Below are 21,898 nucleotides of genomic sequence, written 5' to 3' on the forward strand. Positions count from 1 at the left end.
CCGCGCCGTTGCACGCGCCGTGTTGCCATCGGAAACGTGATCCGACGTTTGCTGACACAAGCCTCGTTCCAGCCGTAGATGCCAGCATTCTTACATTGGGCGGGTCTGCGCGAATCGTTTCGTTAATCAATTTCGTGCAGCACTCCAGTTCGTCGCCGCACTCAAGCCTTTCAGAGTTCGATGTCCTCTTCAGTCATTTTCTCCCGCCGCCAGTTCCTCCGTACATCAGGCATCGCGCTTGCTTCGGCAGGTCTTGCAAGCTGTACGTCCTCGATGAACACCGACCGTTTCCGTCAGGAAACCGCGCCGGTGTTCCGCAATCCTGCTCTTGAGGGGCGTTGGGTCGATCCGCGTGCCGAGGGCATTCTGGAAGGCCCGATCGGTGAAGGCCCGCAGCCGACCGGTCTGCCGCCCCAGAGCGCCTATTATGGCGACATCTATGCTGCGGTCGACGATGGCGGTTATCAGATCCCGGCCGTGCCCTACCGCCAGATCGACGCGCGGTTTTATCGGCAGGAAGTCAGCGATCCCTTCGGCGAGCGCCCGGGCACCATTGTCGTCGATACCGGCGACCGGTTCCTCTATCTGATCCAGCCGGGTGGCAGCGCGCTGCGCTACGGTGTCGGTCTCGGTCGCGAGGGCTTTGCCTGGAACGGTCGTGGCGTCATCCAGTGGAAGGCAAAGTGGCCCCGTTGGACGCCACCCGATTCGATGATCGCCCGTCAGCCGCAACTGGCGAAATTTTCCGCCGGCAACGGCGGCATGGCGCCGGGGGTCAACAACCCGCTGGGTGCCCGCGCGCTCTACATCTTCCAGAATGGGCAGGATACGCTTTATCGCGTGCACGGCTCGCCCGAATGGAAGTCGATCGGCAAGGCCGTGTCGTCCGGCTGCGTGCGCATGCTCAACCAGGATGTTATGGATCTCTACGATCGCGTGCGCGGCAAGGCGCCGATCCTCGTCGTCTGATCCGCTTTTGCGTACCGCGCGTCAAAATAATTCGGATGCCCGATCTGCGGCATCCCGGTTTGCTGTGACGCACGCAGACTGAGCCTCGTGATCTGCACGCTACTCAAGGCCTGAATTCGGGTGGTGGGCCGCTCCGCAACCGCGGCGATCAGTTTTCGCTCTCGTTGGACGAGAGCCGTCGGGTCAACTGGTGCAGGGATTCCCGGATCTCTCCGGCTTCCTCCAGGCTGCAACCCGATGCCTTGCCGATATCTGCCAGAATACCGAAGGCCTCCGTCTTGAGCTCACGGCCCTTGTCGGTCAGGCTGACGATCACCTGCCGTTCGTCGCCAGGATCCCGTTGGCGAGCGACATACCCTGCCGCCTCCAGCCGTTTGAGGAGAGGGGACAATGTTCCCGAATCCAGCCCGATCTCCTCGCCGATCCGCTTGACTGTCATCCCGTCCTGTTGCCAGAGCGCCAGCAGCACGAGATATTGCGGGTAGGTGAGGCCGAAACGATCGAGCAGTGGTTTGTACGCGCGCGTGAATGCGTGGGCGGCGGAATAGACGGCAAAACAGAGCTGTTTGCCGAGCGTCAGCGCTTCGTCGGGGATCGCATCGAATTGTGCCGCTTTCGTCGTCATTCCCTTATTGTCGCAAATTTAGGCCGAAAGTGCAATTTGCAAAATTAATTTGCGTACAATTTAATTTTGCGATACACGTTTTCCATCGACATTGAAACCGCACAGGAGACCCCGCCAATGCCCATTCTCTATCGTACCACAGCATCCGCAACTGGTGGCCGCGCTGGCCAGGCCAAGAGCGCCGATGGCGTTCTTGACGTCACGCTGACCGTGCCGAAGGAACTGGGCGGCGACGGCGCCCGCGGCACCAACCCTGAGCAGCTTTTTGCCGCCGGCTATTCCGCCTGCTTCCTCGGCGCCCTCAAGTTCGTCGCTGGCAAGGAGAAGGTAAAGCTTCCCGAAGACACCACCGTGACGGGCACGGTCGGCATCGGCCCGCGCGAAGATGGCACCGGTTTCGGTATCGACGCAGCACTCGAAATCTCGTCGCCGGGCGTCGACAAGGCGGTGCTCGAAGACCTCGTCCAGAAGGCACATATCGTTTGCCCCTACAGCCACGCGACCAAGGGCAATATCGACGTCAAGCTGACGGTCGCCTGAGACCTGCTCCCATCCGGAAATAACAAAGCCCGGCGGGTTGGTTCCCGCCGGGCTTTGCTGTTTTTCAGTGACGGGGAGGGAGCGCGCGCCGCTTCCCGAACATGCCTGCGACAGTATCAGGCCTTCTTCAGGAATTCGGTACGCAGCACCAGTCCCTTGATCTTTTCGACCCGGCACTCGACTTCGTCGGGATTGTCGGTGAGCCGGATGCCCTTGACCACCGTGCCGCGCTTCAGCGTGGTCGAGGTGCCCTTGACCTTCAGATCCTTGATCAGGGTGACGTTGTCGCCGTCATTGAGGATGGCGCCGTTCGAATCTTTCACGTCCATGGGATGCTCCTTTCAAGATGCGGGCACGCCCTGATCCGGTGGGCCAGGGCGCGCGGAATTCGTCCTTCGTATCGTCTTGGCCAACGGGGTTAGCGTCTGCTCAGGCTGCCGAGAATGCCGCGGACCAGGGCGCGGCCAACCTGCGTCGCAACCGTGCGGGCAACGGATTTCATCGCCGCCTCCACCACGGTCTCGCGCTGGTATCCGGAAGACTTCGGGCGGGCCTGCTTTCCGGCCGGCGCCGCCGGCTCATCGTCGCCGAAGCCCGGAAGTGTCCAGCGGCTGCCGCCGGTATTGGCTTCCACCGGCTCCTGCTCGGCCTGCTGCTGCGCTTCCGCCGCCTTCTTCGCCCGTGCCGTTAGCATTTCATAGGCCGATTCCCGGTCGAAATCTTCGTCGTACTGGCCGCGGACCGGGCTGACATCCATGACCTTCTGACGCTCCTCCGCCGTCAGCGGGCCGACGCGCGATTGCGGCGGGCGCACCAGCGTGCGTTCGACCATTGACGGGGCGCCCTTGCCCTCGAGCGTCGAGACCAGTGCCTCGCCGGTGCCGAGATTGGTGATGACGGTGGCGCAGTCGAACTCCGGGTTGGGGCGGAAGGTGTCTGCGGCGGTCTTCACCGCCTTCTGGTCGCGCGGCGTATAGGCGCGCAGCGCATGTTGGACCCGGTTGCCGAGCTGGCCCAGGATCGTTTCCGGCACGTCGAGCGGGTTCTGCGTGACGAAGTAGACGCCCACACCCTTGGAGCGGATGAGGCGCACGACCTGTTCGACGCGTTCCGTCAGCACCTTCGGCGCATCGTTGAACAAAAGATGCGCCTCGTCGAAGAAGAACACCAGCTTCGGCTTTTCGGGGTCGCCGACTTCGGGAAGTTCCTCGAACAGCTCGGACAAGAGCCAGAGCAGGAAGGTCGCGTAGAGGCGCGGGTTCATCATCAGCTTGTCGGCGGCAAGCACCGAGATCGCGCCGCGCCCGTCATTGGTCGTGCGCATGATGTCGGTGATCTTCAGCGCCGGTTCGCCGAAGAAATGCTCGGCGCCCTGCTGTTCGAGGATCAGGAGTTCGCGCTGGATCGAGCCGACCGAGGCCTTGGAGATGAAGCCGTACTGGTTGGAAAGCTGGGTGGCGTTCTCGCCCATGTAGTTGAGCAGCGCCTGCAGGTCCTTCAGGTCGAGCAACGGCAGGCCACCCTGGTCGGCGATCTTGAAGGCGATGTTGAGCACGCCTTCCTGTGCATCGGTCGCGTTCATCAAGCGCGACAAGAGGAGCGGGCCCATTTCCGACATGGTGGTGCGGACACGGTGGCCTTTTTCGCCGTAGAGATCCCAGAAAATGACCGGGAACTCCTGGAAGTCGTAGGGGTTCGTCGGCAGGCCGATCTGTTCGGCGCGCTTTGTGATGAAATCCTTCGGCTCGCCGATCGCGCCGATGCCCGAAAGGTCGCCCTTGACGTCGGCGCAGAACACCGGAACGCCGGCATTCGAAAAGCCTTCGGCCAGGATCTGCAGCGTGATGGTCTTGCCGGTGCCGGTTGCGCCGGTGATGAGCCCGTGGCGGTTGCCGAATTTCAGCTCGAGGTATTCGCCTTTGTTGATCGTATCGTCCGGCTTGCGGCTGGCGCCGATAAAGAGCTTGCCTTCTTCCACCATGTGGGCTTCATCTCCGTTTCATCAATGAAAGCGGGCGGTTCGCGGCTTTCCACCGAGGCCCGTCATCGAAATGTGGCTCGCCCCTGTTATAGGCGGTGCCGCTCTACCCGGCAACAAGTCGATTGCGGCGCACAGACGCGAGAGTTGCGCATGGGGCAGGGGCGGATCGGTCGCATTGCCAAGCGGTCGCGAGCGTGAAACGATCGTGGATATCTGTGGAAATGCACGCCAGCGCGAAGTGCAAACCGCTGTCTGAAAGCTGGTGGTTTGACCGGCATTCCATTCATCATCGCTTGTTATTTCGGAAGTGATCATTTACCTTGACGTCAACGTCAAAATTCAACGAGGGAGTTATCCATGAATGAACTGGTCACGCGCGTAGCGGAGAATGTCGGTCTCGAGCCTGCGACGGCTGAAAAGGCTGTCGGCATGATTCTCGGCTTCCTGCAGCGCGAAGCGGCCGACGGCCCGGTTGCCCAGATGATCGCATCGATCCCGGGTGCGACCGACCTGATCGCCCAGTACAACGGCGAAGGCAAGGGCGGCGGCGGCCTGCTCGGCGGCCTGATGTCGGCGATCGGTGGCGGCGGCGTGATGGCGCTCGGCCAGCAGCTGATGAGCCAGGGCCTCGGCATGGGCGAGATCACCTCGCTTGCCAAGGAAACCATTGCGTTCGCCAAGGAAAAGGCTGGCGCCGACGTCGTCGACGAAGTCGTCGCCTCGGTCCCGGGCCTCAGCCAGTTCGTCTGATCCGTTTCGGGTGCGTCTAAGGAAAACCCACCGGTGCTCGCGCCGGTGGGTTTTTTGTTGCCTCCGTGTCCTATCCTCGATCAACGCTCAACCGTCCGCGCCGCGTTCCAGCCGGCGTATCATCGCATCGATCTGGCGTTCCGTTTCCCGGGCATCGGTTTGGTGGAACGGCTGCCCCTTTGCCAGGCTGGGTACCAGGACGTCGAAGGAGAGTGACTTGATCAGCGCCAGCGAGGCGAGATAGGCGGCCGTGTCGCTGCTGTTCAAAACAGCGCCGATCCATCGTCCCTCTTTCAGGAAGATCGTATCGCCGGTGAACAGATAACGACGCTGGCCATCGTTCCAGAGAAAGCAGGCCGAACCGGCGGTATGGCCCGGCGTGGGAATCACCTCGAAATCCGGGAAGGGCGTCTCGCGGCCGGCAAAGCCACCCCCCATACGGCAATGTGTCAGGATCTGCCGTCGTTCCAGCTCCGGGCCGAACAACGGTGCGGCGAGGTGCTCGCATGCCCAATCGCAGGACGGCATCGCCTGGTGATGGTGGTTGATGTATTGCCGGGCGAACGCCCCCGTCGACAGCAGTCCGTCCGCCTCGTCTGCAAGCCGCCGCGAGGCGTAGACGATGAGGTTGCCATCGGGGCGACGAAGGACGAAGGCGCGACCGGTGAAATCCGGTGCGAAGCTCAGTTGCTCGGCACCGACGCCATAGAGGGTGTCGAACAGATGCTCCATCATGCCGTCTCCTGCGGCTTGGTGCGAAGGGTGCGATTGAGCATGGTTGCAAGCAGGATGCAGCAGAGAGCACCTGCTCCGATGAAGCCTGCACCCGACGTCCAGCCAAAAGTTTCGATTGCGATTCCGACGGCAACCGGGCCGACGAGTTGCCCGAGATTGCTCCCCTGCATCAGCAGCCCCATCGCCATCGGTGCCAACTCGGGCCGTGGCGAGACTATCGGGACCGATGAGATCAACGTCGCGGGGATCAGCCCGCCTATGGCCGAAAACAGCACGCACAGCGCAAAGGTCAGCGTATCGCCCGATTGCGACAGAAAGATCCACAGGCCTGCGGCTCCCATCAGCGTGGCGGCTACGATGACCAGACGGCCGCGGCCGACGCCCCGAGCCAGCATGGTCCCTGCTGCAAGATTGCCGATGACGTTGGCAAGCGTGATGAGGGCGCTGAGCACACCCGCCGTTGCAAATGAAACGTTCATGCGCGCGACGAGCAGGATCGGCAGGAAGCTGGACAGTGTGAACGACATCAGGCTGTAAAGGCTGAAGAGCGCAAAGAGCAAGACAGGTCCGCGGCTTGTCAACGTTGTGAGCATGTCCGAGCGGATGCCGCTGGCCGATGCGCGTGGCCCGCCGCGGGAGGGCAGCACCGCTGCGATCACGGTCAACAGGCTGAGGAGCGCGACGAGGCCGTTGCCCCACCAGATCGCCTGCCAGTTTGCAAACAGCGGGCCTGAGAGCATGGCGACCGCCATGCCGGCGGGCATGAAGCAGCTCCACAGGGCAAAGACGAGGTCGCGCCGAGACGTCGCGACAATGCGCATGAGGATTGCCGGACCGGCGACGACCACGAGCAGGAAGCCAAAGCCCTCGAACAGGCGCGACAGGATGAGCAGCGAGAAGTTCGGGCTCACGGCGCCGATCAGGATGCCGATGAGGAGAATTCCCATGCCAATGACCATCATGCGCCGGTCGCCGATGGCCGCGACCATGGCGCCGGCCGGCATGCCGCCGGCGACGCCGACGATCGCGAAAATCGACGTGATCCAGCCGAGTGCAGTCAGGTCAAGGCCGAGATCTGCCTGCAAGAGGGGGCCGGCGATCAGCCCCTTGCCAACCTGCATCGCTGCGACCATGCCGGCCGCAACGACGGCGGTGACGGCGATCCACTCGGTTCTCTCCGGGCTGAGAGCGACGACCGCCGACATCAGGCGAGCTCCGCCACGCGGGCCCTGCCGGCGACCAGTGCCGATGCCAGTTCGGCGACGTGGCGGCCCTGGAAGCGCGCGCCGTCCAGTTCATTGGCGCTCGGCTGTCGGTCGCCGCCATTGCCGTCGTCGGCAAGCGTCGAGGCACCATAGGGTGAGCCGCCGCTGATCTCGTCCATGCGCATCTGTCCCTTGAAGCTGTAGGGCAGGCCGGCGATCACCATGCCCAGGTGAAGCAGCACCGTATGGGTCGCAAGGATCGTCGATTCCTGGCCGCCATGCTGGCTGCCGGTCGAAGTGAACACACTTCCGATTTTCCCGACCAGCGCATCCCTGGCCCAGATGCCGCCGGCCTGATCGAGAAAGTTCTTCATCTGCGCAGCCATGTTGCCGAAGCGGGTCGGTGTGCCCAGGATGATAGCGTCGTAGTCAGCGAGCTCTGCGACGCTTGCGACCGGTGCTTTCTGGTCGCGCTTGTAGCCGGATTTGATCGCGACAGCCTCGGGCACGATCTCCGGAACCCGCTTCAACGAGACGGTCGCGCCGGTGGCACGGGCGCCATCGGCCACGGCAGCGGCCATCGTCTCTATGTGGCCGTAGGAGGAGTAGTAAAGCACGAGGATCTTTGCCATTTCGCTTTCCCTTGTTCCGCTTGCGGCGCATTTGCCGCCGCTGATGTCGGGGAGGATGAAGGCTTCACTCGATCTGAAAAAGTGATATAATTTTCATCAAACTGATCTATGATATCGATCATGTTGGATGCCCTGACCCTCGACCAGATGCGGACCTTCGTGGTGGTTGCCGAAAGCGGCAGCTTTCGTTCCGGTGCGATCAGGCTTTCGCGCGTCCAGTCCGCCGTCAGCCATGCCATTGCCAACCTCGAGGCAGGGCTCGGCGTTTCCCTGTTCGACCGTTCCGGCCATCGGCCGGTCTTAACGCCCGAGGGCCAGGCTTTGCTCGCCAATGCGCGCGATATCCTGCTGCGTGTAGACGCCATGCGGGCGCGTGCGCGCGGCCTCGGCGAGGGCGTTGAACTGGAACTGTCGCTGATCGTCGACACGCTGTTCCCCATCGCAACCATCGGTGCGGCGCTGAAGGAAATGCGGGTGGCCTATCCATCCGTTGCCATCAGGCTGGCGGTTGCGCCCCTCGGTGGCCCGCTCGATGGCCTGATCGAGCGGCGCTTCACGCTGGGCATCATGGTCGGCGAGGATTTTCGCGATCCGGCGATCGGCCGGCAGGCGCTAACGGATGTGCAACTGATCGCAGTCGTTGCGGCCCATCATCCCCTCGGTCTCGGCGCCGACGATGGCGTGCTCGGCAGCCCGGAGCTTGCCGACCATCTGCAGATCGTCCAGTCGGACCCCTCGCAACGCTCCGAGGGACGCGACTTCGGCGTGCTTTCGCCGCAGACCTGCCGGGTCAGCAGCCAGGACACCAAGCATGCGCTGATCCTGGCAGGGCTCGGATGGGGGCGGTTGCCGCTCTGGCAGGTGGAGCGGGATCTCGCCGAAGGTCGGCTCGTCCGCTTGCCGACGGCCTCGCTCGGTCGCAATAGCCAGGTCACCGCCGAGGCCTATCTCGTGCACCGGATCGACGAGCCGCTTGGGCCGGCGGCCCGCGTCTTTGGCGAGGCGCTCGCGCTGCTTTGCAGAAGCTGACGGCAGCCCTTATCTTCGGCCGGCGATGGCGAAAATCAGCGTGAAGACGACCAGCACCAGGCCGACGCCGAGCGGGCCGGCTGTCGGGTTGATCAGTGCCATGAGAAAGCCGGTGGCGCCGGAGCCGGCCGCACTGCCGGCTGCATAGGCGAGCGAAAAGGCGGCGCTTCCCGCCACCAGCATGCTGCCGCGATATTGCTCGCCGAGCATGGTGAGCGCTGCGGTATAAAGCGCAAAGCTGGCCGCGCCAATCAGCGCGAACAGCGCCAGCAACAGCGGCGGCGACGTGACCCATGGAATGGCGAGGTAACCGGTTGCCGCCAGCGCCGCAGCCGAGATCGCGACGCGTCGACGGGGTAGCTTGTCGAGCAAGACACCAACGAAGGGCTGCGCCAGTGCAGTCGGTACGGCAAGCACGGTCACGCTCAAAGCCGCAAAGGCCTGGCTGTGGCCCGTCTTGACGAAATAGACCGGCATCGCCGAGATCGCCGCGATATCGGCGAAACCGAACATCAGCACCATCAGGATCAGGATCGGCGCATGCCGGAAGAAGGCGAAGAGATCGCGTGTCGATGAAGGCTCCGGCCGCGTCCGCGCCCCCATTGTCAGAAGGCCGGTGAGGAAAGCGACGAGCGCGATGTAGATTGCCAGAAGCGCGAAGCCGAGGCCGCCGCTGGTGCCGAGAAGCGGGATCGCCAGCGGCCCTGCGGCAAAGCCGCCGCACATGCCGGCGCCATAGAGCCCGGAGACCCGGCCGCGCAGTCGATCCGGACAGGCGGTATTCAGCCAGGCTTCGCCCAGCATGAACACCATGCTGACGAAGAAGCCGAGCGCGAAGCGGGCAATGAACCAGACCGGCAGCGCGCTCGTGGATGCAAGCGTCGCCAGGCAGAGCGAACAGCCGCAGAGGCTGGCGATGATCAGCTTGTCAGCAGAAGCGAGTTTCGTCAGTCGCCCGAGCAGCAGGGTCGCGGCGGCAAGGCCGGCGGCAAACCCCATGGCATTGAGCCCGATCGTGGCGGCAGAGACGCCGCGGCCTTCGAGCGACAGCGAGATCAGCGGATAGGTGAGCCCTTGAGCGACAGAAAAGGCAGTGACGCCCAACACGACGGCGATGATCGCCGGCCAGTCCGGAGCGATGTCGCCCACCTCAACGGTTTTCGACGTCATCGGCCCCTCCCAGACAGTGCGTCCCCGGGAGATCTGCATAGATATCCCCAAGGGGATCTGCATAGATCATCCGCCGCCGGTTGGGAACTCGACCGGCGGCGGATCGGCAAACAATTGTCAGGCGGCCTTGTCCCAGGCCGGCGACAGGCCGTCGGGACTGACGATGCGACCGTCCGGACGGGCGAGACCGTGGATCGCCGCCATTTCGCCATCGCCGAGCGCGAAGTCGAAGATGTCGAAGTTCTCCTTCAGCCGCTCGATCGTCGCCGTCTTCGAGAGCGTGATCACGTCCTTCTGTTGCACCAGCCAGCGCAAGGTGACCTGCGCTGCGGTCTTGCCGTGGCGCGCGCCGATCTCCTTCAAGAGCGGATCGTTGGGGATCTTGCCGTTGGCCATGGCGTAGTAGGCGGTGATCGACATGCCGTGCTTGCGGGCTGTGTCGAGCACCTTCGTCTGGTCGAGATAGGGATGATACTCGACCTGGTTCGTAGCGATCGGTGCGTCGCTGAGCTTCACGGCCTCTTCCATCTGGGCGGTGTTGAAGTTGCTGATGCCGATATGGCGGACCTTGCCGGCCTTCTTCACTTCATTCAGCGCGCCGATGCGTTCCGCCATCGGTACGTCGCTGCCACCCGGCCAATGCAGGAGAAGCAGGTCGACGTGGTCGGTCTTCAGCTTGGTCAGGCTCTCGTCGACGGAAGCGAGGAAGTCACGATGGGCGTATTTGTCGACCCAGACCTTGGTGGTGAGAAAGATGTCGGCCCGCGGGACGCCCGATTTGTGGATGGCTTCGCCGACCTCGGCCTCGTTGCCGTAGATCTGGGCGGTATCGACGTGGTGGAAGCCGAGCTTCAGCGCTTCCGGCAGCACGTGCAGCACGTCGGCACCGGGCATGCGAAAGGTGCCGAACCCGAGCGCGGGAATGTTGGCGCCGTTGGAATTGACCGAATGCATGGGGGAACTCCTTGTTTTCTAAAGATCGCCCGGCCAGCGGCCGGGCGAGAAAGAGGCGAGCATATAGGTGGGCCAGATGGCCGCGTGGTCAAGCCGGCTGAGCGACGGTTTCTGCCTTGCGGTCGAGCGTACCGCTCAGAACCGTCAGGAGCAGCGCGCCGACGACGAGGACAGAACCGACCATCGGCGTCATGCCGAGACCGAGCGACGAGGCGACGATGACGCCGCCGAGCCAGGCGCCGATGGCGATGCCGAGGTTGAAGGCGGCAATGTTGAGCGCCGAGGCAACGTCGACCGCACCGGGGCGGTGCTGCTGGGCAAGCTGCACCACATAGAGCTGCAGACCGGGCACGGTCGCGAACGACAGGAAGCCGAGGCTCGCCAGCGTCACCAGCGTCAGGACCTGGGACGTTGCCGTGAAGGTGAAAAGCACCAGGACGATTGCCTGCGCCAGGAACAGCCCGACCAGAGCCTTCACCGGATCGCGATTGGCGATCTTGCCGCCGGCGATGTTGCCGATGGCGATCGCGACGCCGTAGAGCACCAGGATCAGGCTGACGGCGCCCGCGGAAAAGCCCGTGATTTCCTGCAGGATCGGTGCGAGGAAAGTGAAGGCGACGAAGGTGCCGCCGTAACCGAGCGCGGTCATGGCAAAGACGATCAGCAGCCGGCCGGAGCCGAGGACGCGCACCTGATCGATCAGCCGTGCCGGCGGCGCCTTGGTCAGCGTACTCGGCAGCAGCGTCGCGATGGCCGCAAGCGCGATGACACCAAGTCCGGTCACCGCCCAGAAGGTGGCGCGCCAGCCAAAAGTCTGGCCGATCCATGTGCCGAGCGGCACGCCGGTGACGATGGCGACCGTCAGGCCCATGAACATCATGGCTATGGCCGAGGCGCGGCGATCCTCGGGCACGAGGTCGGCGGCAATGGTCGAACCGACGGAGAAGAAGACACCGTGGGCGAAGGCCGAGATGACGCGGGCAATCAGCAATGGCTCGTAGCTTGGCGACATCGCAGCGGCGGCATTGCCGACGATGAACAGCGCCATCAGGCCGACGAGCAGCGGCTTGCGCTCGATCCGACCGGTCAGCGCCGTCAGGACGGGCGCGCCGAAAGTGACGCCGAGCGCGTAGACGCTGACGATGAGGCCAGCAAGCGGCAGGGTAATGTGGAGATCGTCGGCAACCGTCGGCAACAGGCCGACGATGACGAATTCGGTGGTTCCGATCGCATAGGCCGCGATCGTCAATGCAAAGAGCGCAATGGGCATGGCAAGACCTTTTCCCGTCCGGCTGGGAGGACCGGGCGTTTTGGCGTTGATGTGTTCGAGGGGGAATATGAGGGTGGAGAGCTTGCGCGATAATCCGTATAATCGGATAAACGTCTGTGAATTGAATTCAAAGGTGAATGATGGACAACCGCGCCGGTGAAATGGAGGTCTTTGTCGCCGTCTGCGAAACGCGCAGCTTCTCCGCCGCTGGCCGGCGGCTGAGGCTATCGCCGTCCGCCGTCAGCAAGCTGGTCACCCGGATCGAGGACCGGCTGGGCACGCGCCTGCTGGTGCGCTCGACCCGCACCCTGCAACTGACGCCGGAGGGGGAAGTCTACCTGCAACGCGCCCAGCGCATCCTGACCGAGATCGCCGAGACCGAGCAACTGGTGGCGGCCGGTGGCAGGCTGTCTCCCCGAGGGCTTTTGCGCGTCAACGCCTCGGTCGGGTTCGGCGAGCGCTACATCCTGCCGCTCGCACCTGCGTTTCTCGAGCGCTATCCGGAGGTGCGCCTCGATCTGACCCTGACGGACAGCCTGATCGACGTGGTCGGCGAACGGGCCGACGTGGCGATCCGGACCGGCCCCTTGCGGGATTCCTCGCTGAAAGCCCGCAAGCTGATGGAAAGCCGGCCGGTGGTGATCGCCTCTCCGGCCTACCTTGCCAGACACGGTGTCCCGCAGACGCCGGCCGATCTGGAAAATCACAATTGCATTCGCTTCAACTTCCGCCGCAGCGTCGACGAATGGGCCTTTCGTTCCCCGGGGCAGAGCTCGGTCGAACTCCTGTCCGTCTTTGGAAACCTGCAGGTATCGAGCGGCGCCATCGTTCAGCAACTCTGCCTCGCCGGCGTCGGCATCGGCCGCATTGGCCGTTTTCACGCCGAACCGGATCTGGCGGCGGGCCGCCTGGTCGCGTTATTGGAGGATTATCGACCCGACGAGATCGAGACGGTCTACGCCGTCTATGCCGGCCACGAACATCTCGCCGCCCGCATCCGCGCTTTCATCGACTTCCTGGCAGACCGGATCTGAAGCCTGAGCTGCCACGCTCTGCGGGGCTTCTGGCCAGCTCCGGTAAACCGGGGCTAGTCGCCTTTGACTGCGACAATGAAAAATCGCGGAAAGCGCAGCAGCACCCGGCCGTCGTTCAAGGCCGGGTAGGCGTCACGGATCCGGTCGGTATAGGCGGTTGCAAAGGCGTCGCGCCGCGCCAGTGGCAACGCGTCGAGATAGGGGCGCAAGCCCGTGCCTTTCACCCATTCGACGATCGCCTCGGCGTTCGCCAGCCGGTGATAATAGATCGTGTGCCAGACATCGATATGGGCTGCATGTCGTGACAGGCGCTCGACATAGACCGACGGCGCCGGCAGCGGATTGCGGCGGATCGTCCGGCCTTCAAAGGCATCAGTGAATTCAGGGCTGCGGGCTGTCTCTTCCATCAACACATGGGTCGGTTGGTCGATATTGTCGGGCATCTGCACCGCAAGCGTGCCGCCGGGCGCAAGCGAAGCGGTCAGCCTTTCAAGTATGTCGAGGTGACCCGGCAACCACTGGAACACAGCATTGGCGAAGAACAGCGAGGCGCCTTTCGGAGGCACCCACGTGGCGAGATCCGCCTTCTCGAAGGTCAGGCCCGGCAGCCGCTTGGCAGCGGCGAGCAGCATGTTCTCGTCGCTGTCGAGCCCGGAAAGGGAGGCGCCCGGATACCGCTGATGAATGAGCTCGGTCGAGTTGCCGGGGCCGCAGCCAAGGTCGAAGGCCGGCCCCGGCGGCAGGTCCGGAGCCTGGGCCAGCAGGTCACGCGCCGGCCGTGTGCGCTCGTCTTCGAACTTCAGATACTGCGACGCCGACCAAGCCATGGAGACAGATCCTCAAATACCGAATTGCAGGCTTTCAAGCGAAGGCAGGATCAGGGCCGGCCCCTGGTCACGGTATTCGTCGGGCATATCCGCCCGGTTGATCCAGACCGTGCGGAAGCCGAACTTCGTCGCACCTGCAATGTCCCACCGGTTAGACGACTGGAAGGAAACCGCATGCGGATAAAGCCGGTAGCGGGTGGTGACGAGATCGTAGACCGCTGGTGCCGCCTTGTAGGTCTTGACCGTGTCGACCGAGAAGACGTCATCGATGACGATTTCGAGCGCGGCATTGCGCACGGCCGCGGCCAGCATATCGGGAGAACCGTTTGAGAGGATTGCAAGCCGCGCTCCGCGCTCCTTCAATCCCTTCAGAACGGCGGGAACTTCAGGATAGCAATCGAGCGTCCAGTAGGCGTCGAGCAGCGGCTTCCTCAGTTTGCGGTCGGCGGAGGGAAACCGGGAAAAGGCGTAGTCGAGCGATTGCTCGGTCAGCTGCCAGAAGTCCTGGTAGGCGCCCATCAGCGAACGCACCCAGGAATATTCGAGCTGCTTGGCGCGCCAGAGTTCGGAAAAGGCCTGTCCGTCCGGGCCGATCTCGGCGGCATGGCGCCGAACCGCCGCATGCACGTCGAAAAGCGTGCCATAGGCATCGAACACATAGGCCGCGTGGGACATGCTTTCCTCCCGTCCGTCATCTTCGGCTACGCGGCGAATGGGATTTCTGATCCCGCCAATGCGCATCCGAAAACAAGGGCTTACCGCATTGTACCGGTGGAGGCACGCTGCGAAGTCAGTTCTTTTGCGCGATCATGTCAAAGATTTGTGCATTGCACAACGACATTGCGCCGTCAGCATCAGCCTTTGCCGGGTTTCCAGACTTTCGCGGGGAACCGCAGGGCCTGTTTCGCAAGCTTGCCCTTCAGCCCGAGCGCCGTGTCGCAAAGACCGACCACATGCCGGTTCGGCTTCGCCTCCGGCCGGAGCGCATGCAACGCCGCAGCTGCCTCTTCGGGGGCCAGGTAGCGGGCGAGAATGCCGAGGCTGAGCGCCGTCGCGCGACCTATGCCGCGCAGACAGTGAACCAGCAGATGCGCATCCTCAGGCAAGCCGTCGACAAAGCTGAAGGCCGCGTCGATCGCGTCCGGCCGCGCGGCATCGGGCGCATCGGGATCGGTGGCGTCGCCGAAATAAAGCTCGAGATGCCTTTCCGGCGGTAGGTCGATCATCGACAGAAGCCGGCTCGCCGGCGCCCGCATCGAGATCAGGTGTGTGGGCGCCCAGAGCGCCCGATTGTGCCGGGCCTCCGTCTGCGAACTGATGATCATCCGGATCGGCCACCCGTTCGGATGGGCCGGGTTGGCTTGCAGGACAGGGCTGTAGAGTTCTTCCCCGGTGGCAGCTGCCGCTAGCGCCATGACAGGACCTCGTCGTGATTCTTGCTGCGATGATTTTGCCCTGAAACCGGTTTCGACTTAAGGGCAAAATCGCATCCGTGACCAAAAGCAAACAGGCTTTGGGATGCGCCGGCTAGAACCGGGTAATCACGCTGATGCCGAGATCGGTAGCGCGGTCCATCGAGACGAGGGCAGGGATCGCTTCTTCGAGCGAGATTTCGCGACCGATCAGTTGCTGCGGCTGCAGCTTGCCGCTGGCGATCATCGACAGCATGGCATCGTAGCGCCAGGCCTGCATGCCGTGGCTGCCATAGATCTCGAGCTCGTGGCCGATCACCTGCGCCATCGGGATTTCGGGCGTCGCATGCTCGCCGAGCATCAGGCCGACCTGCACGTGGCGGCCGCGCCGCCTAAGGTTCTTGATCGAGTTGAAGCAGGTGACGGGATGGCCGAGTGCGTCGATCGAGACATGGGCGCCGCCGCCGCTGATTTCCTTCACCGCACCTGCAACATCGTCCGTGTCGCGGCCGTTGACCGTGGCAACCGCGCCGAGCCTCCTGGCGAAGGCGAGTTTTTCTTCGGAAATGTCGATCGCAATCGGGTGCGCACCGAGCGCTGCGGCAATCATGATCGCCGACAGGCCGACACCGCCGCAGCCGTGAACCGCCACCCATTCGCCGCCCTTGACGCGCGCCTGGTCGGCGACGGCGCGAAACGACGTGGCAAACCGGCAGCCGAGGCTGGCGGCGGTCTTGAAGTCCATGCTTTCCGGCAGATGCACTAGGTTCTGATCGGCAAAGTCGAGTGCGACATATTCGGCAAAGGAACCCCAATGGGTGAAGCCCGGTTGGAACTGCGCCTCGCAGACCTGCTGGTTGCCCGAGCGGCATTCGCCGCAGCGGCCGCAGCCGGAAACGAAGGGCACCGTCACCCGGTCGCCAACCTTGTAGCGCATGACGCCGCGCCCCGTGGCGGTCACGATGCCGGCGAGTTCATGGCCCGGCACATGCGGCAGGCGAATGTCGGCGTCGTGCCCCATCCAGCCATGCCAGTCGGAACGGCACAAACCCGTCGCCTCGACCTTGACGACCACGCCATTCTCGGTCGGCGTCGGATCGGGAAGCGTGCGGATCTCGGGCGTCTTCTCGAAGGCGTCGTAGTACATGGCTTTCATCGGGGCAGGCTCCTTGGCTGTCGGCCGGTATTCTGGCATGCGGCTTCCGGCCGTTCCAGAATGGACGCCATGACATTTTTTGATGTACCCATTCACCCCCATGCTGTTTTTTCGAGCTATGGCGGAAGATACGGAAGACAAAACGTGAAGGAGACGCCGATGGCCGTCGATACATCCCCTCGATCAGTGACCTGGACCTTTGTCGACGGCGAATGGCTGTCGGGCAATCCGCCGCTGATCGGCCCGACCTCCCACGCCATGTGGCTGGGTTCGACCGTGTTTGACGGCGCCCGTTTCTTCGACGGCATCGCGCCGGATCTCGACCTGCATTGCCAGCGCGTCAACCGCTCGGCAACGGCGCTTGGGCTGAAACCGACGATGAAGTCGGAAGAGATCGAGGCGCTGACCTGGGAAGGCGCCAAGAAGTTCGACGGCCAGACAGCGCTCTACGTCAAGCCGATGTACTGGGCCGAGCATGGCGCGGCCGGCGTCGTCGCCATCGATCCGGAATCGACACGCTTTGCGCTTTGCCTTTTCGAGGCGCCGATGGGCAATGGCCATGGCGGTTCGTCACTGACGCTCTCGCCATTCCGCCGGCCGACGCTCGAATCCATGCCGACCGATGCCAAAGCCGGTTGCCTATATCCCAACAATGCCCGCATCCTGACTGAGGCCCGCTCGCGCGGCTTCGACAATGCGCTGGTGCGCGACATGCTCGGCAACATCGCCGAGACCGGCTCGTCCAACGTCTTCCTGGTCAAGGATGGTGTGGTGTTCACGCCGGCCGCCAACCGCACCTTCCTTGCCGGAATCACCCGCTTCCGCGTCATGACGCTGCTGCGCGAGGCCGGTTTCGAGGTCGTCGAGGCGACGCTGTCGATGGCCGATTTCGAAGCCGCCGACGAGATCTTCACCTCCGGCAACTATTCCAAGGTCCTGCCGGTGACCCGCCTTGATGATCGCGACCTGCAGGCGGGCCCGATCGCTGCCAAGGCACGCGATCTCTACATGGATTGGGCGCATTCCAGCCAGGACGGCTGAGGACTGGTCGACCTTCGCAAAAAAAGGCCGATCAAGAATAGGCGGCCGCCAACGCTCGGCGCGGGCCACGTTGCCCGTGCCGCGGTCGCGGTTTCGAGGCTGTGCAACATCGTCATGCACGCCTCGGCCCCTCGATCGAAACCGGTTCTGCGCGTGCCGCCACCGATCTGCGGGCTACGAAGGTCTCAGAGCTATTTGTCGGCTGGTGGTGCCACCACCGTGACGGTGTCGCCTGCCAGTTCGCCACCGATTTCCACCGTCTTCTTCTGCTTGTCGTAGACGCAGATCTGGGTGACGGCATTTTCTGCACCCTTCGGCTTGCCGGAAACCAGCGCCAGACCGAAACTCTCCGAGCCGAACGGGTCGACGATGACGACCGGCTTGTCGAGCGAAGGCGCAGCCGCGATGCACTTTTCCGAAACGTCAGCCCGGAATTCCTCCCAGGCATCGCCGGAGGATGCGTGGGCGCCGGTCGCGACAAATCCGGTCGCGGCGAGAAGGGCAAGGGTCAGGATCGGGCGATGCGGCATGTTCAGTCCTTAATCTCAAGTGGTTGCAGTGCGCGCACGCTGCCCGCCAAACGTGGCGCCAATGTGCCCGGGCTTTGGCCGCTTTCAAAATGATCTTGAAAGTATATTCCGTGGGTTGAGGAAAATTTGGCATTGCATCGGTTGCCTCCGTCAAGGCCGGTGCCTATGTTCCCGCTCACAGATTTCCCTGACGAAATCCCATGCCAAGAGGAGATGCCCACATGGCTTTCGAATTGCCGAACCTTCCCTATGACTACGATGCGCTGGCGCCCTACATGTCGCGCGAGACGCTCGAGTACCACCACGACAAGCATCACCTCGCTTACGTGACCAACGGCAACAAGCTTGCCGAGGAAGCCGGTCTCGCCGACCTGTCGCTCGAGGAAGTCGTCAAGAAGTCCTATGGCACCAACCAGCCGCTGTTCAACAATGCCGGCCAGCACTACAACCACATCCACTTCTGGAAGTGGATGAAGAAGGGCGGCGGCGGCACCAGCCTGCCGGGCAAGCTCGACGCGGCCATCAAGTCGGACCTCGGCGGCTACGACAAGTTCCGTGCCGATTTCATCGCTGCCGGCACCGGCCAGTTCGGTTCGGGCTGGGCCTGGCTCTCGGTCAAGAACGGCAAGCTGGAAATCTCCAAGACCCCGAACGGCGAAAACCCGCTTGTTCACGGCGCTTCGCCGATCCTCGGAGTCGACGTCTGGGAGCACTCCTATTACATCGACTATCGCAACGCGCGTCCGAAGTACCTCGAAGCGTTCATCGACAGCCTGATCAACTGGGATTACGTGCTGGAAATGTACGAAGCGGCTTCCAAGTAAGCCTCTCCACAGTTCGATTTCGGGACCCGGCGCTTGCGCCGGGTCTTTTCGTTCGGCGAGGTTCGCGCGGCAGGCGCCGCCGTCACCAAAGTGTCATCGCACGGCGCTAGGGAGAGGCGCCATGCACGCAGACACACAGCCTCTCCTCCGCTTCGGCGTCATCGCCGACCCGCAATATGCCGCCGTGGAACCGAACCTCGTCCTCGGTCGCTATTATGCCAACAGCCTGACGAAGCTCGCCGAAGCGATCGAGACCTTCAATGCGGAAGACCTCGCCTTCGTGGTGACGCTCGGCGATATCATCGATCGCGACTGGCAGAGCTTCGATGCCATCCTGCCGCTCTACGACAAGCTCCGTCATCCCACGCACTTCCTGCTCGGCAATCATGATTTTCGCGTCGAGCCGGAGCGGCTCGACGACGTCTTCGCCCGGGTCGGTATGCCTGGCCCCTATCAGACATTTGCGGCGGCCGGCTTCCGGTTCGTGCTGCTCGATGGCAATGAGGTCAGCCTCTTCGCCCCACCACCGGGCGATCCGCGTCTTACCGTCGCTGAGAGGTGGATCGACACGTTGAAAGCGCAAGGGGCCGACAACGCTCAGCCCTGGAACGCCGCGCTTGGCGACCAGCAGTTCGGTTGGCTGGAAGAGGTGTTGCACGGGGCGGAAGCTGTCGGCGAGCAGGTTGTCGTGATGGGCCACTATCCCGTCTATCCGCCCAATGCCCACAACATGTGGGACAGCGAACGCATCGTCGACCTTTTCTGCCGCTTCGAAAACGTCGCCGCCTATTTCTGCGGCCACAACCACGACGGCAACTACGGCATCGTCGACGGCACCCATTTCGTCAACATCAAGGGCATGGTCGAAACCCCCGATACGACAGCCTATGCGATCGTCGAGATCCATGCGGACCGATTGGAAATCCGCGGCTATGGCCGCGAAACGGATCGAACCCTGGCATTGACCACCGTCAGGCCCCGCCTGGCTGCGTCCGCCAGCCGCTGATCCAGAGATCCCGAAGGCGTTCGCCTTCGCCCGGGAAAAAGTCGTCGGTCGCTTCACAATGTTCGACCCGATCGGCGCGGAAATTGCGGATGGCCTGGCGCAGTTCGCACCAGGCGACGATGTTGGCGGTTTCCGAGTAGTAGATCAGCGCGATCGGCCGGATCGTGCGTTCGGTGGCGCGGCCGAGTTCGTCGCGATAGTCGACGCCAAGCTTGCGCTCGTCCCGGATCGCCCGGCGCACCAGCGCCAGATCGACGCCGGTGGGGGAGGGTGCCACCGTTCCCCAGGCATGCAGCGCTTGGTTGCGAAAGGCGAGCCTGAGGGGTTCGGGCACAGCTCCGGTGATCTTCTGGTTGACGCGGCCGGCGGCTGCCTTCAGTTCCTCGTCGCCGGTGCGCGCCAGCAGCGCCAGCGCCAGCACGATCGCCTCGGTTTCCTCGATCGAGAACATCAGCGGCGGCAGGTCAAAACCGGGGCGAAGAATATAGCCGATGCCCCGCCCGCCCTCAATCGGCACGCGCATGGCCTGAAGAGCTGCGATATCGCGGTAGATCGAGCGCGGCGTCACCTCCAGCGTCGCGGCCATTTCGGCCGCCGTCACCGGCTTTCGGGCGAGCCTCAGGATCTGGATGATCTCGAACAGGCGCGAGGCCTTGCGCATCGAAAAAACTCCACCATTTCAAAACGCTCCTGACAAGACCCTGTCAGTTGCCGGCGGTTATAACATCCGACAACGGATTGAAAAATAAGCAATCCGCTCAGGCAACGATCGAACGGACCTCGGACAACTGACATGAGCTACACTGAAAACCTCTGGCTTTTCTTCACCCTTCTTTTCGGCATCATTATCGTGCCGGGCATGGATATGATCTTCGTTCTGGCGAACTCGCTGACGGGCGGCCGGGCCTCCGGCCTGTCGGCAACCGCAGGCATCATGGCGGGCGGCGTGCTGCACACACTCTATGCAGCGCTCGGGGTCAGCGTCATCCTTCATCTCGTGCCGCAGCTCTTCAATGTTCTATTGGTCGGCGGCGCCGCATACATAGCCTGGATCGGGTATTCCCTTGTCCGCAGTTCCATCACCATTGGCGGTATCGATGGCACCGGACGGCTGTCGCGCTGGGCGAGTTTTCGTCAGGGCGCACTCACCAGCTTGATGAATCCCAAGGCCTATCTCTTCATGCTTGCGGTCTATCCGCAGTTTCTCAAACCCCAATTCGGGCCGGTCTGGTCGCAGGCCGCCGTTATGGCTGTGATGATCGCCGTGACCCAGCTTGCCGTCTACGGCGGCCTGGCGCTCGCCGCCGGTCGCGGCCGTGATTTCCTCGTTGGGAGCCCCGGTGCCACCGTCTTGATCGGCCGCGTGGCCGGCATCATCCTCGTATTGGTGGCGGCACTCACGGTCTGGCAGGGCTGGGCAGCTGGGTGATTGAAGGGCAAAGTATAAACATGATTATTATATTCATGTTATAAGAAGGGATCAGACGGGATGGTTGTCAATAGCCTCGTCCGTTTCGAATTATGCTGATGCGACAAGGACATCAAAAAAATGTTACTTCCGTCGAATAGCTAAAATGCCATCATGCCGGCGCATTCAACACGAAGGCCGCAGAAGCGGATTCGAATGACCGGGAGATCACGATGAAGATACGCGCTCTTTTGCTTGCCGCCTCCCTCGCTGGGCTTGGCGTTACAGCCGTGACTGCGGCTGACGAACCGCAGGCGGTTCGTCAGGAACTGATGAAGAAGGTTGGTAAGGCTGCTGGTGCGCTCGGTGGCATCGCCAAGGGCGAAAAGCCCTATGATGCCGAGATCGTCAAGGCGTCGCTGACGACCATCTCCGAAACGGTCAAGGTGTTCCCGGACCATTTCCCCGCTGGCTCCGAAACCGGCATGGAGACGGAAGCAAGCCCGAAGATCTGGGAAAACATGGATGATTTCAAAGCCAAGGCCGCCAAGCTTGGTTCTGACACGGACGCCGTGCTCGCCCAGCTTCCCGCTGATCAGGCCGGCGTCGGCGCTGCCATGGGCATTCTCGGCAAGGACTGCGGCAGCTGCCACGAGATCTATCGCGTGAAGAAGAACTGACAATAGGTCGTCTTCCCAGAGAACTGATGATGACGCGCCGGCTTTCGCCGGCGCGCTGAACTGTTGTCGTGACGTCCGGAACCTCACGACGGTTGCGGCTTGCCGCGTTATATGGAGTGT

At 63.0% G+C, this 21,898-nt stretch carries 25 protein-coding genes; 10 read left to right on the plus strand and 15 right to left on the minus strand.

The window, feature by feature from the left end:
• The first annotated feature begins 180 nt into the window (after window positions 1–180).
• On the plus strand, window positions 181–969 hold the full coding sequence (locus AC07UR_RS05005) for a L,D-transpeptidase family protein (protein ID WP_173419303.1): 789 nt from the start codon (window positions 181–183) through the stop codon (window positions 967–969).
• 148 nt (window positions 970–1,117) lie between these two features.
• Here AC07UR_RS05005 and AC07UR_RS05010 read toward each other — a convergent pair whose 3' ends face one another.
• The gene (locus tag AC07UR_RS05010; RefSeq protein WP_209787117.1) at window positions 1,118–1,594 is read right to left on the minus strand and encodes a MarR family winged helix-turn-helix transcriptional regulator; all 477 of its coding nucleotides are present in this window, start codon (window positions 1,592–1,594) and stop codon (window positions 1,118–1,120) included.
• Between the two features lie 117 nt (window positions 1,595–1,711).
• On the opposite strand from AC07UR_RS05010, the gene AC07UR_RS05015 reads away from it, so the two are divergent.
• Window positions 1,712–2,134, plus strand: a complete 423-nt coding sequence (locus tag AC07UR_RS05015; protein WP_043610962.1) for an organic hydroperoxide resistance protein — start codon at window positions 1,712–1,714, stop codon at window positions 2,132–2,134.
• Between the two features lie 116 nt (window positions 2,135–2,250).
• Here AC07UR_RS05015 and AC07UR_RS05020 read toward each other — a convergent pair whose 3' ends face one another.
• Together AC07UR_RS05020 and AC07UR_RS05025 are read right to left on the minus strand one after the other, a co-directional pair.
• Window positions 2,251–2,463: an alkylphosphonate utilization protein gene (locus tag AC07UR_RS05020; RefSeq protein WP_025426258.1), complete on the minus strand. Its 213-nt coding sequence runs from the start codon at window positions 2,461–2,463 to the stop codon at window positions 2,251–2,253.
• Between the two features lie 89 nt (window positions 2,464–2,552).
• Window positions 2,553–4,115, minus strand: a complete 1,563-nt coding sequence (locus AC07UR_RS05025) for a helicase HerA-like C-terminal domain-containing protein (protein WP_173419305.1) — start codon at window positions 4,113–4,115, stop codon at window positions 2,553–2,555.
• A gap of 357 nt (window positions 4,116–4,472) precedes the next feature.
• On the opposite strand from AC07UR_RS05025, the gene AC07UR_RS05030 reads away from it, so the two are divergent.
• Window positions 4,473–4,865: a hypothetical protein gene (locus AC07UR_RS05030; protein ID WP_173419306.1), complete on the plus strand. Its 393-nt coding sequence runs from the start codon at window positions 4,473–4,475 to the stop codon at window positions 4,863–4,865.
• An 87-nt stretch (window positions 4,866–4,952) separates the two neighbouring features.
• On the opposite strand, the gene AC07UR_RS05035 is transcribed toward AC07UR_RS05030, so the two are convergent.
• Genes AC07UR_RS05035 through wrbA form a run of 3 tightly spaced genes read right to left on the minus strand, consistent with a single transcriptional unit; the run spans window position 4,953 to window position 7,437 of the window.
• On the minus strand, window positions 4,953–5,600 hold the full coding sequence (locus tag AC07UR_RS05035) for an MBL fold metallo-hydrolase (RefSeq protein WP_234941597.1): 648 nt from the start codon (window positions 5,598–5,600) through the stop codon (window positions 4,953–4,955).
• The gene (locus AC07UR_RS05040) at window positions 5,597–6,805 is read right to left on the minus strand and encodes an MFS transporter (protein ID WP_209787116.1); all 1,209 of its coding nucleotides are present in this window, start codon (window positions 6,803–6,805) and stop codon (window positions 5,597–5,599) included. Before AC07UR_RS05040 ends, AC07UR_RS05035 begins: the two co-directional genes overlap by 4 nt.
• On the minus strand, window positions 6,805–7,437 hold the full coding sequence (gene wrbA, locus AC07UR_RS05045) for an NAD(P)H:quinone oxidoreductase (RefSeq protein WP_209787115.1): 633 nt from the start codon (window positions 7,435–7,437) through the stop codon (window positions 6,805–6,807). The genes AC07UR_RS05040 and wrbA overlap by 1 nt, the downstream gene beginning before the upstream one ends.
• Window positions 7,438–7,557: 120 nt before the next feature.
• Here wrbA and AC07UR_RS05050 point away from each other — a divergent pair, with 120 nt between their 5' ends.
• Window positions 7,558–8,466 carry a LysR family transcriptional regulator gene (locus AC07UR_RS05050; RefSeq protein ID WP_209787114.1) on the plus strand — a complete coding sequence of 303 codons (909 nt, stop codon included), beginning with the start codon at window positions 7,558–7,560 and terminating at the stop codon, window positions 8,464–8,466.
• Window positions 8,467–8,475: 9 nt separating this feature from the next.
• On the opposite strand, the gene AC07UR_RS05055 is transcribed toward AC07UR_RS05050, so the two are convergent.
• From AC07UR_RS05055 to AC07UR_RS05065, 3 genes are all read right to left on the minus strand, one after another.
• Window positions 8,476–9,636 (minus strand): MFS transporter, encoded by a 1,161-nt coding sequence (locus tag AC07UR_RS05055; protein WP_209787113.1) that lies wholly within the window; start codon window positions 9,634–9,636, stop codon window positions 8,476–8,478.
• 117 nt (window positions 9,637–9,753) lie between these two features.
• Complete coding sequence (locus AC07UR_RS05060; RefSeq protein ID WP_209787112.1) at window positions 9,754–10,590, minus strand: aldo/keto reductase; 837 nt, start codon at window positions 10,588–10,590, stop codon at window positions 9,754–9,756.
• An 88-nt stretch (window positions 10,591–10,678) separates the two neighbouring features.
• Complete coding sequence (locus AC07UR_RS05065) at window positions 10,679–11,860, minus strand: MFS transporter (RefSeq protein ID WP_209787111.1); 1,182 nt, start codon at window positions 11,858–11,860, stop codon at window positions 10,679–10,681.
• 140 nt (window positions 11,861–12,000) lie between these two features.
• On the opposite strand from AC07UR_RS05065, the gene AC07UR_RS05070 reads away from it, so the two are divergent.
• The gene (locus AC07UR_RS05070) at window positions 12,001–12,894 is read left to right on the plus strand and encodes a LysR family transcriptional regulator (protein ID WP_173420969.1); all 894 of its coding nucleotides are present in this window, start codon (window positions 12,001–12,003) and stop codon (window positions 12,892–12,894) included.
• 53 nt (window positions 12,895–12,947) lie between these two features.
• Here AC07UR_RS05070 and tam read toward each other — a convergent pair whose 3' ends face one another.
• The 4 genes from tam to AC07UR_RS05090 all read right to left on the minus strand — a co-directional run bounded on the left by tam (window position 12,948) and on the right by AC07UR_RS05090 (window position 16,289).
• Window positions 12,948–13,721, minus strand: a complete 774-nt coding sequence (tam, locus tag AC07UR_RS05075; RefSeq protein ID WP_209787110.1) for a trans-aconitate 2-methyltransferase — start codon at window positions 13,719–13,721, stop codon at window positions 12,948–12,950.
• Window positions 13,722–13,733: 12 nt separating this feature from the next.
• Window positions 13,734–14,396, minus strand: a complete 663-nt coding sequence (locus AC07UR_RS05080) for a haloacid dehalogenase type II (RefSeq protein WP_077504090.1) — start codon at window positions 14,394–14,396, stop codon at window positions 13,734–13,736.
• A 179-nt stretch (window positions 14,397–14,575) separates the two neighbouring features.
• Window positions 14,576–15,136: a phosphatase gene (locus tag AC07UR_RS05085; protein ID WP_209787108.1), complete on the minus strand. Its 561-nt coding sequence runs from the start codon at window positions 15,134–15,136 to the stop codon at window positions 14,576–14,578.
• 112 nt (window positions 15,137–15,248) lie between these two features.
• Complete coding sequence (locus AC07UR_RS05090; RefSeq protein ID WP_209788452.1) at window positions 15,249–16,289, minus strand: zinc-dependent alcohol dehydrogenase family protein; 1,041 nt, start codon at window positions 16,287–16,289, stop codon at window positions 15,249–15,251.
• 159 nt (window positions 16,290–16,448) lie between these two features.
• On the opposite strand from AC07UR_RS05090, the gene AC07UR_RS05095 reads away from it, so the two are divergent.
• Complete coding sequence (locus AC07UR_RS05095; RefSeq protein ID WP_173419317.1) at window positions 16,449–17,330, plus strand: branched-chain amino acid aminotransferase; 882 nt, start codon at window positions 16,449–16,451, stop codon at window positions 17,328–17,330.
• Window positions 17,331–17,521: 191 nt separating this feature from the next.
• On the opposite strand, the gene AC07UR_RS05100 is transcribed toward AC07UR_RS05095, so the two are convergent.
• Window positions 17,522–17,860 (minus strand): hypothetical protein, encoded by a 339-nt coding sequence (locus tag AC07UR_RS05100; RefSeq protein WP_209787106.1) that lies wholly within the window; start codon window positions 17,858–17,860, stop codon window positions 17,522–17,524.
• Window positions 17,861–18,081: 221 nt separating this feature from the next.
• Between AC07UR_RS05100 and AC07UR_RS05105 the strand changes: the two genes are divergently transcribed.
• Window positions 18,082–18,684 carry a superoxide dismutase gene (locus AC07UR_RS05105; RefSeq protein WP_209787105.1) on the plus strand — a complete coding sequence of 201 codons (603 nt, stop codon included), beginning with the start codon at window positions 18,082–18,084 and terminating at the stop codon, window positions 18,682–18,684.
• A gap of 121 nt (window positions 18,685–18,805) precedes the next feature.
• Window positions 18,806–19,690 (plus strand): metallophosphoesterase, encoded by an 885-nt coding sequence (locus AC07UR_RS05110; protein WP_209787104.1) that lies wholly within the window; start codon window positions 18,806–18,808, stop codon window positions 19,688–19,690.
• On the opposite strand, the gene AC07UR_RS05115 is transcribed toward AC07UR_RS05110, so the two are convergent.
• Window positions 19,656–20,351, minus strand: coding sequence for a helix-turn-helix transcriptional regulator (locus AC07UR_RS05115; protein WP_209787103.1), 696 nt, complete (start codon window positions 20,349–20,351; stop codon window positions 19,656–19,658). The genes AC07UR_RS05110 and AC07UR_RS05115 overlap by 35 nt on opposite strands.
• Before the next feature lie 132 nt (window positions 20,352–20,483).
• On the opposite strand from AC07UR_RS05115, the gene AC07UR_RS05120 reads away from it, so the two are divergent.
• Both AC07UR_RS05120 and AC07UR_RS05125 read left to right on the plus strand, forming a co-directional pair.
• Window positions 20,484–21,119 carry a LysE family translocator gene (locus AC07UR_RS05120; protein WP_209787102.1) on the plus strand — a complete coding sequence of 212 codons (636 nt, stop codon included), beginning with the start codon at window positions 20,484–20,486 and terminating at the stop codon, window positions 21,117–21,119.
• 212 nt (window positions 21,120–21,331) lie between these two features.
• A complete protein-coding gene (locus AC07UR_RS05125) occupies window positions 21,332–21,778 on the plus strand; it encodes a c-type cytochrome (protein WP_173419323.1) in 447 nt (148 codons plus the stop codon).
• Window positions 21,779–21,898: the final 120 nt, after the last annotated feature.

Source organism: Ensifer sp. GW821-FHT05G01, from assembly GCF_059419585.1.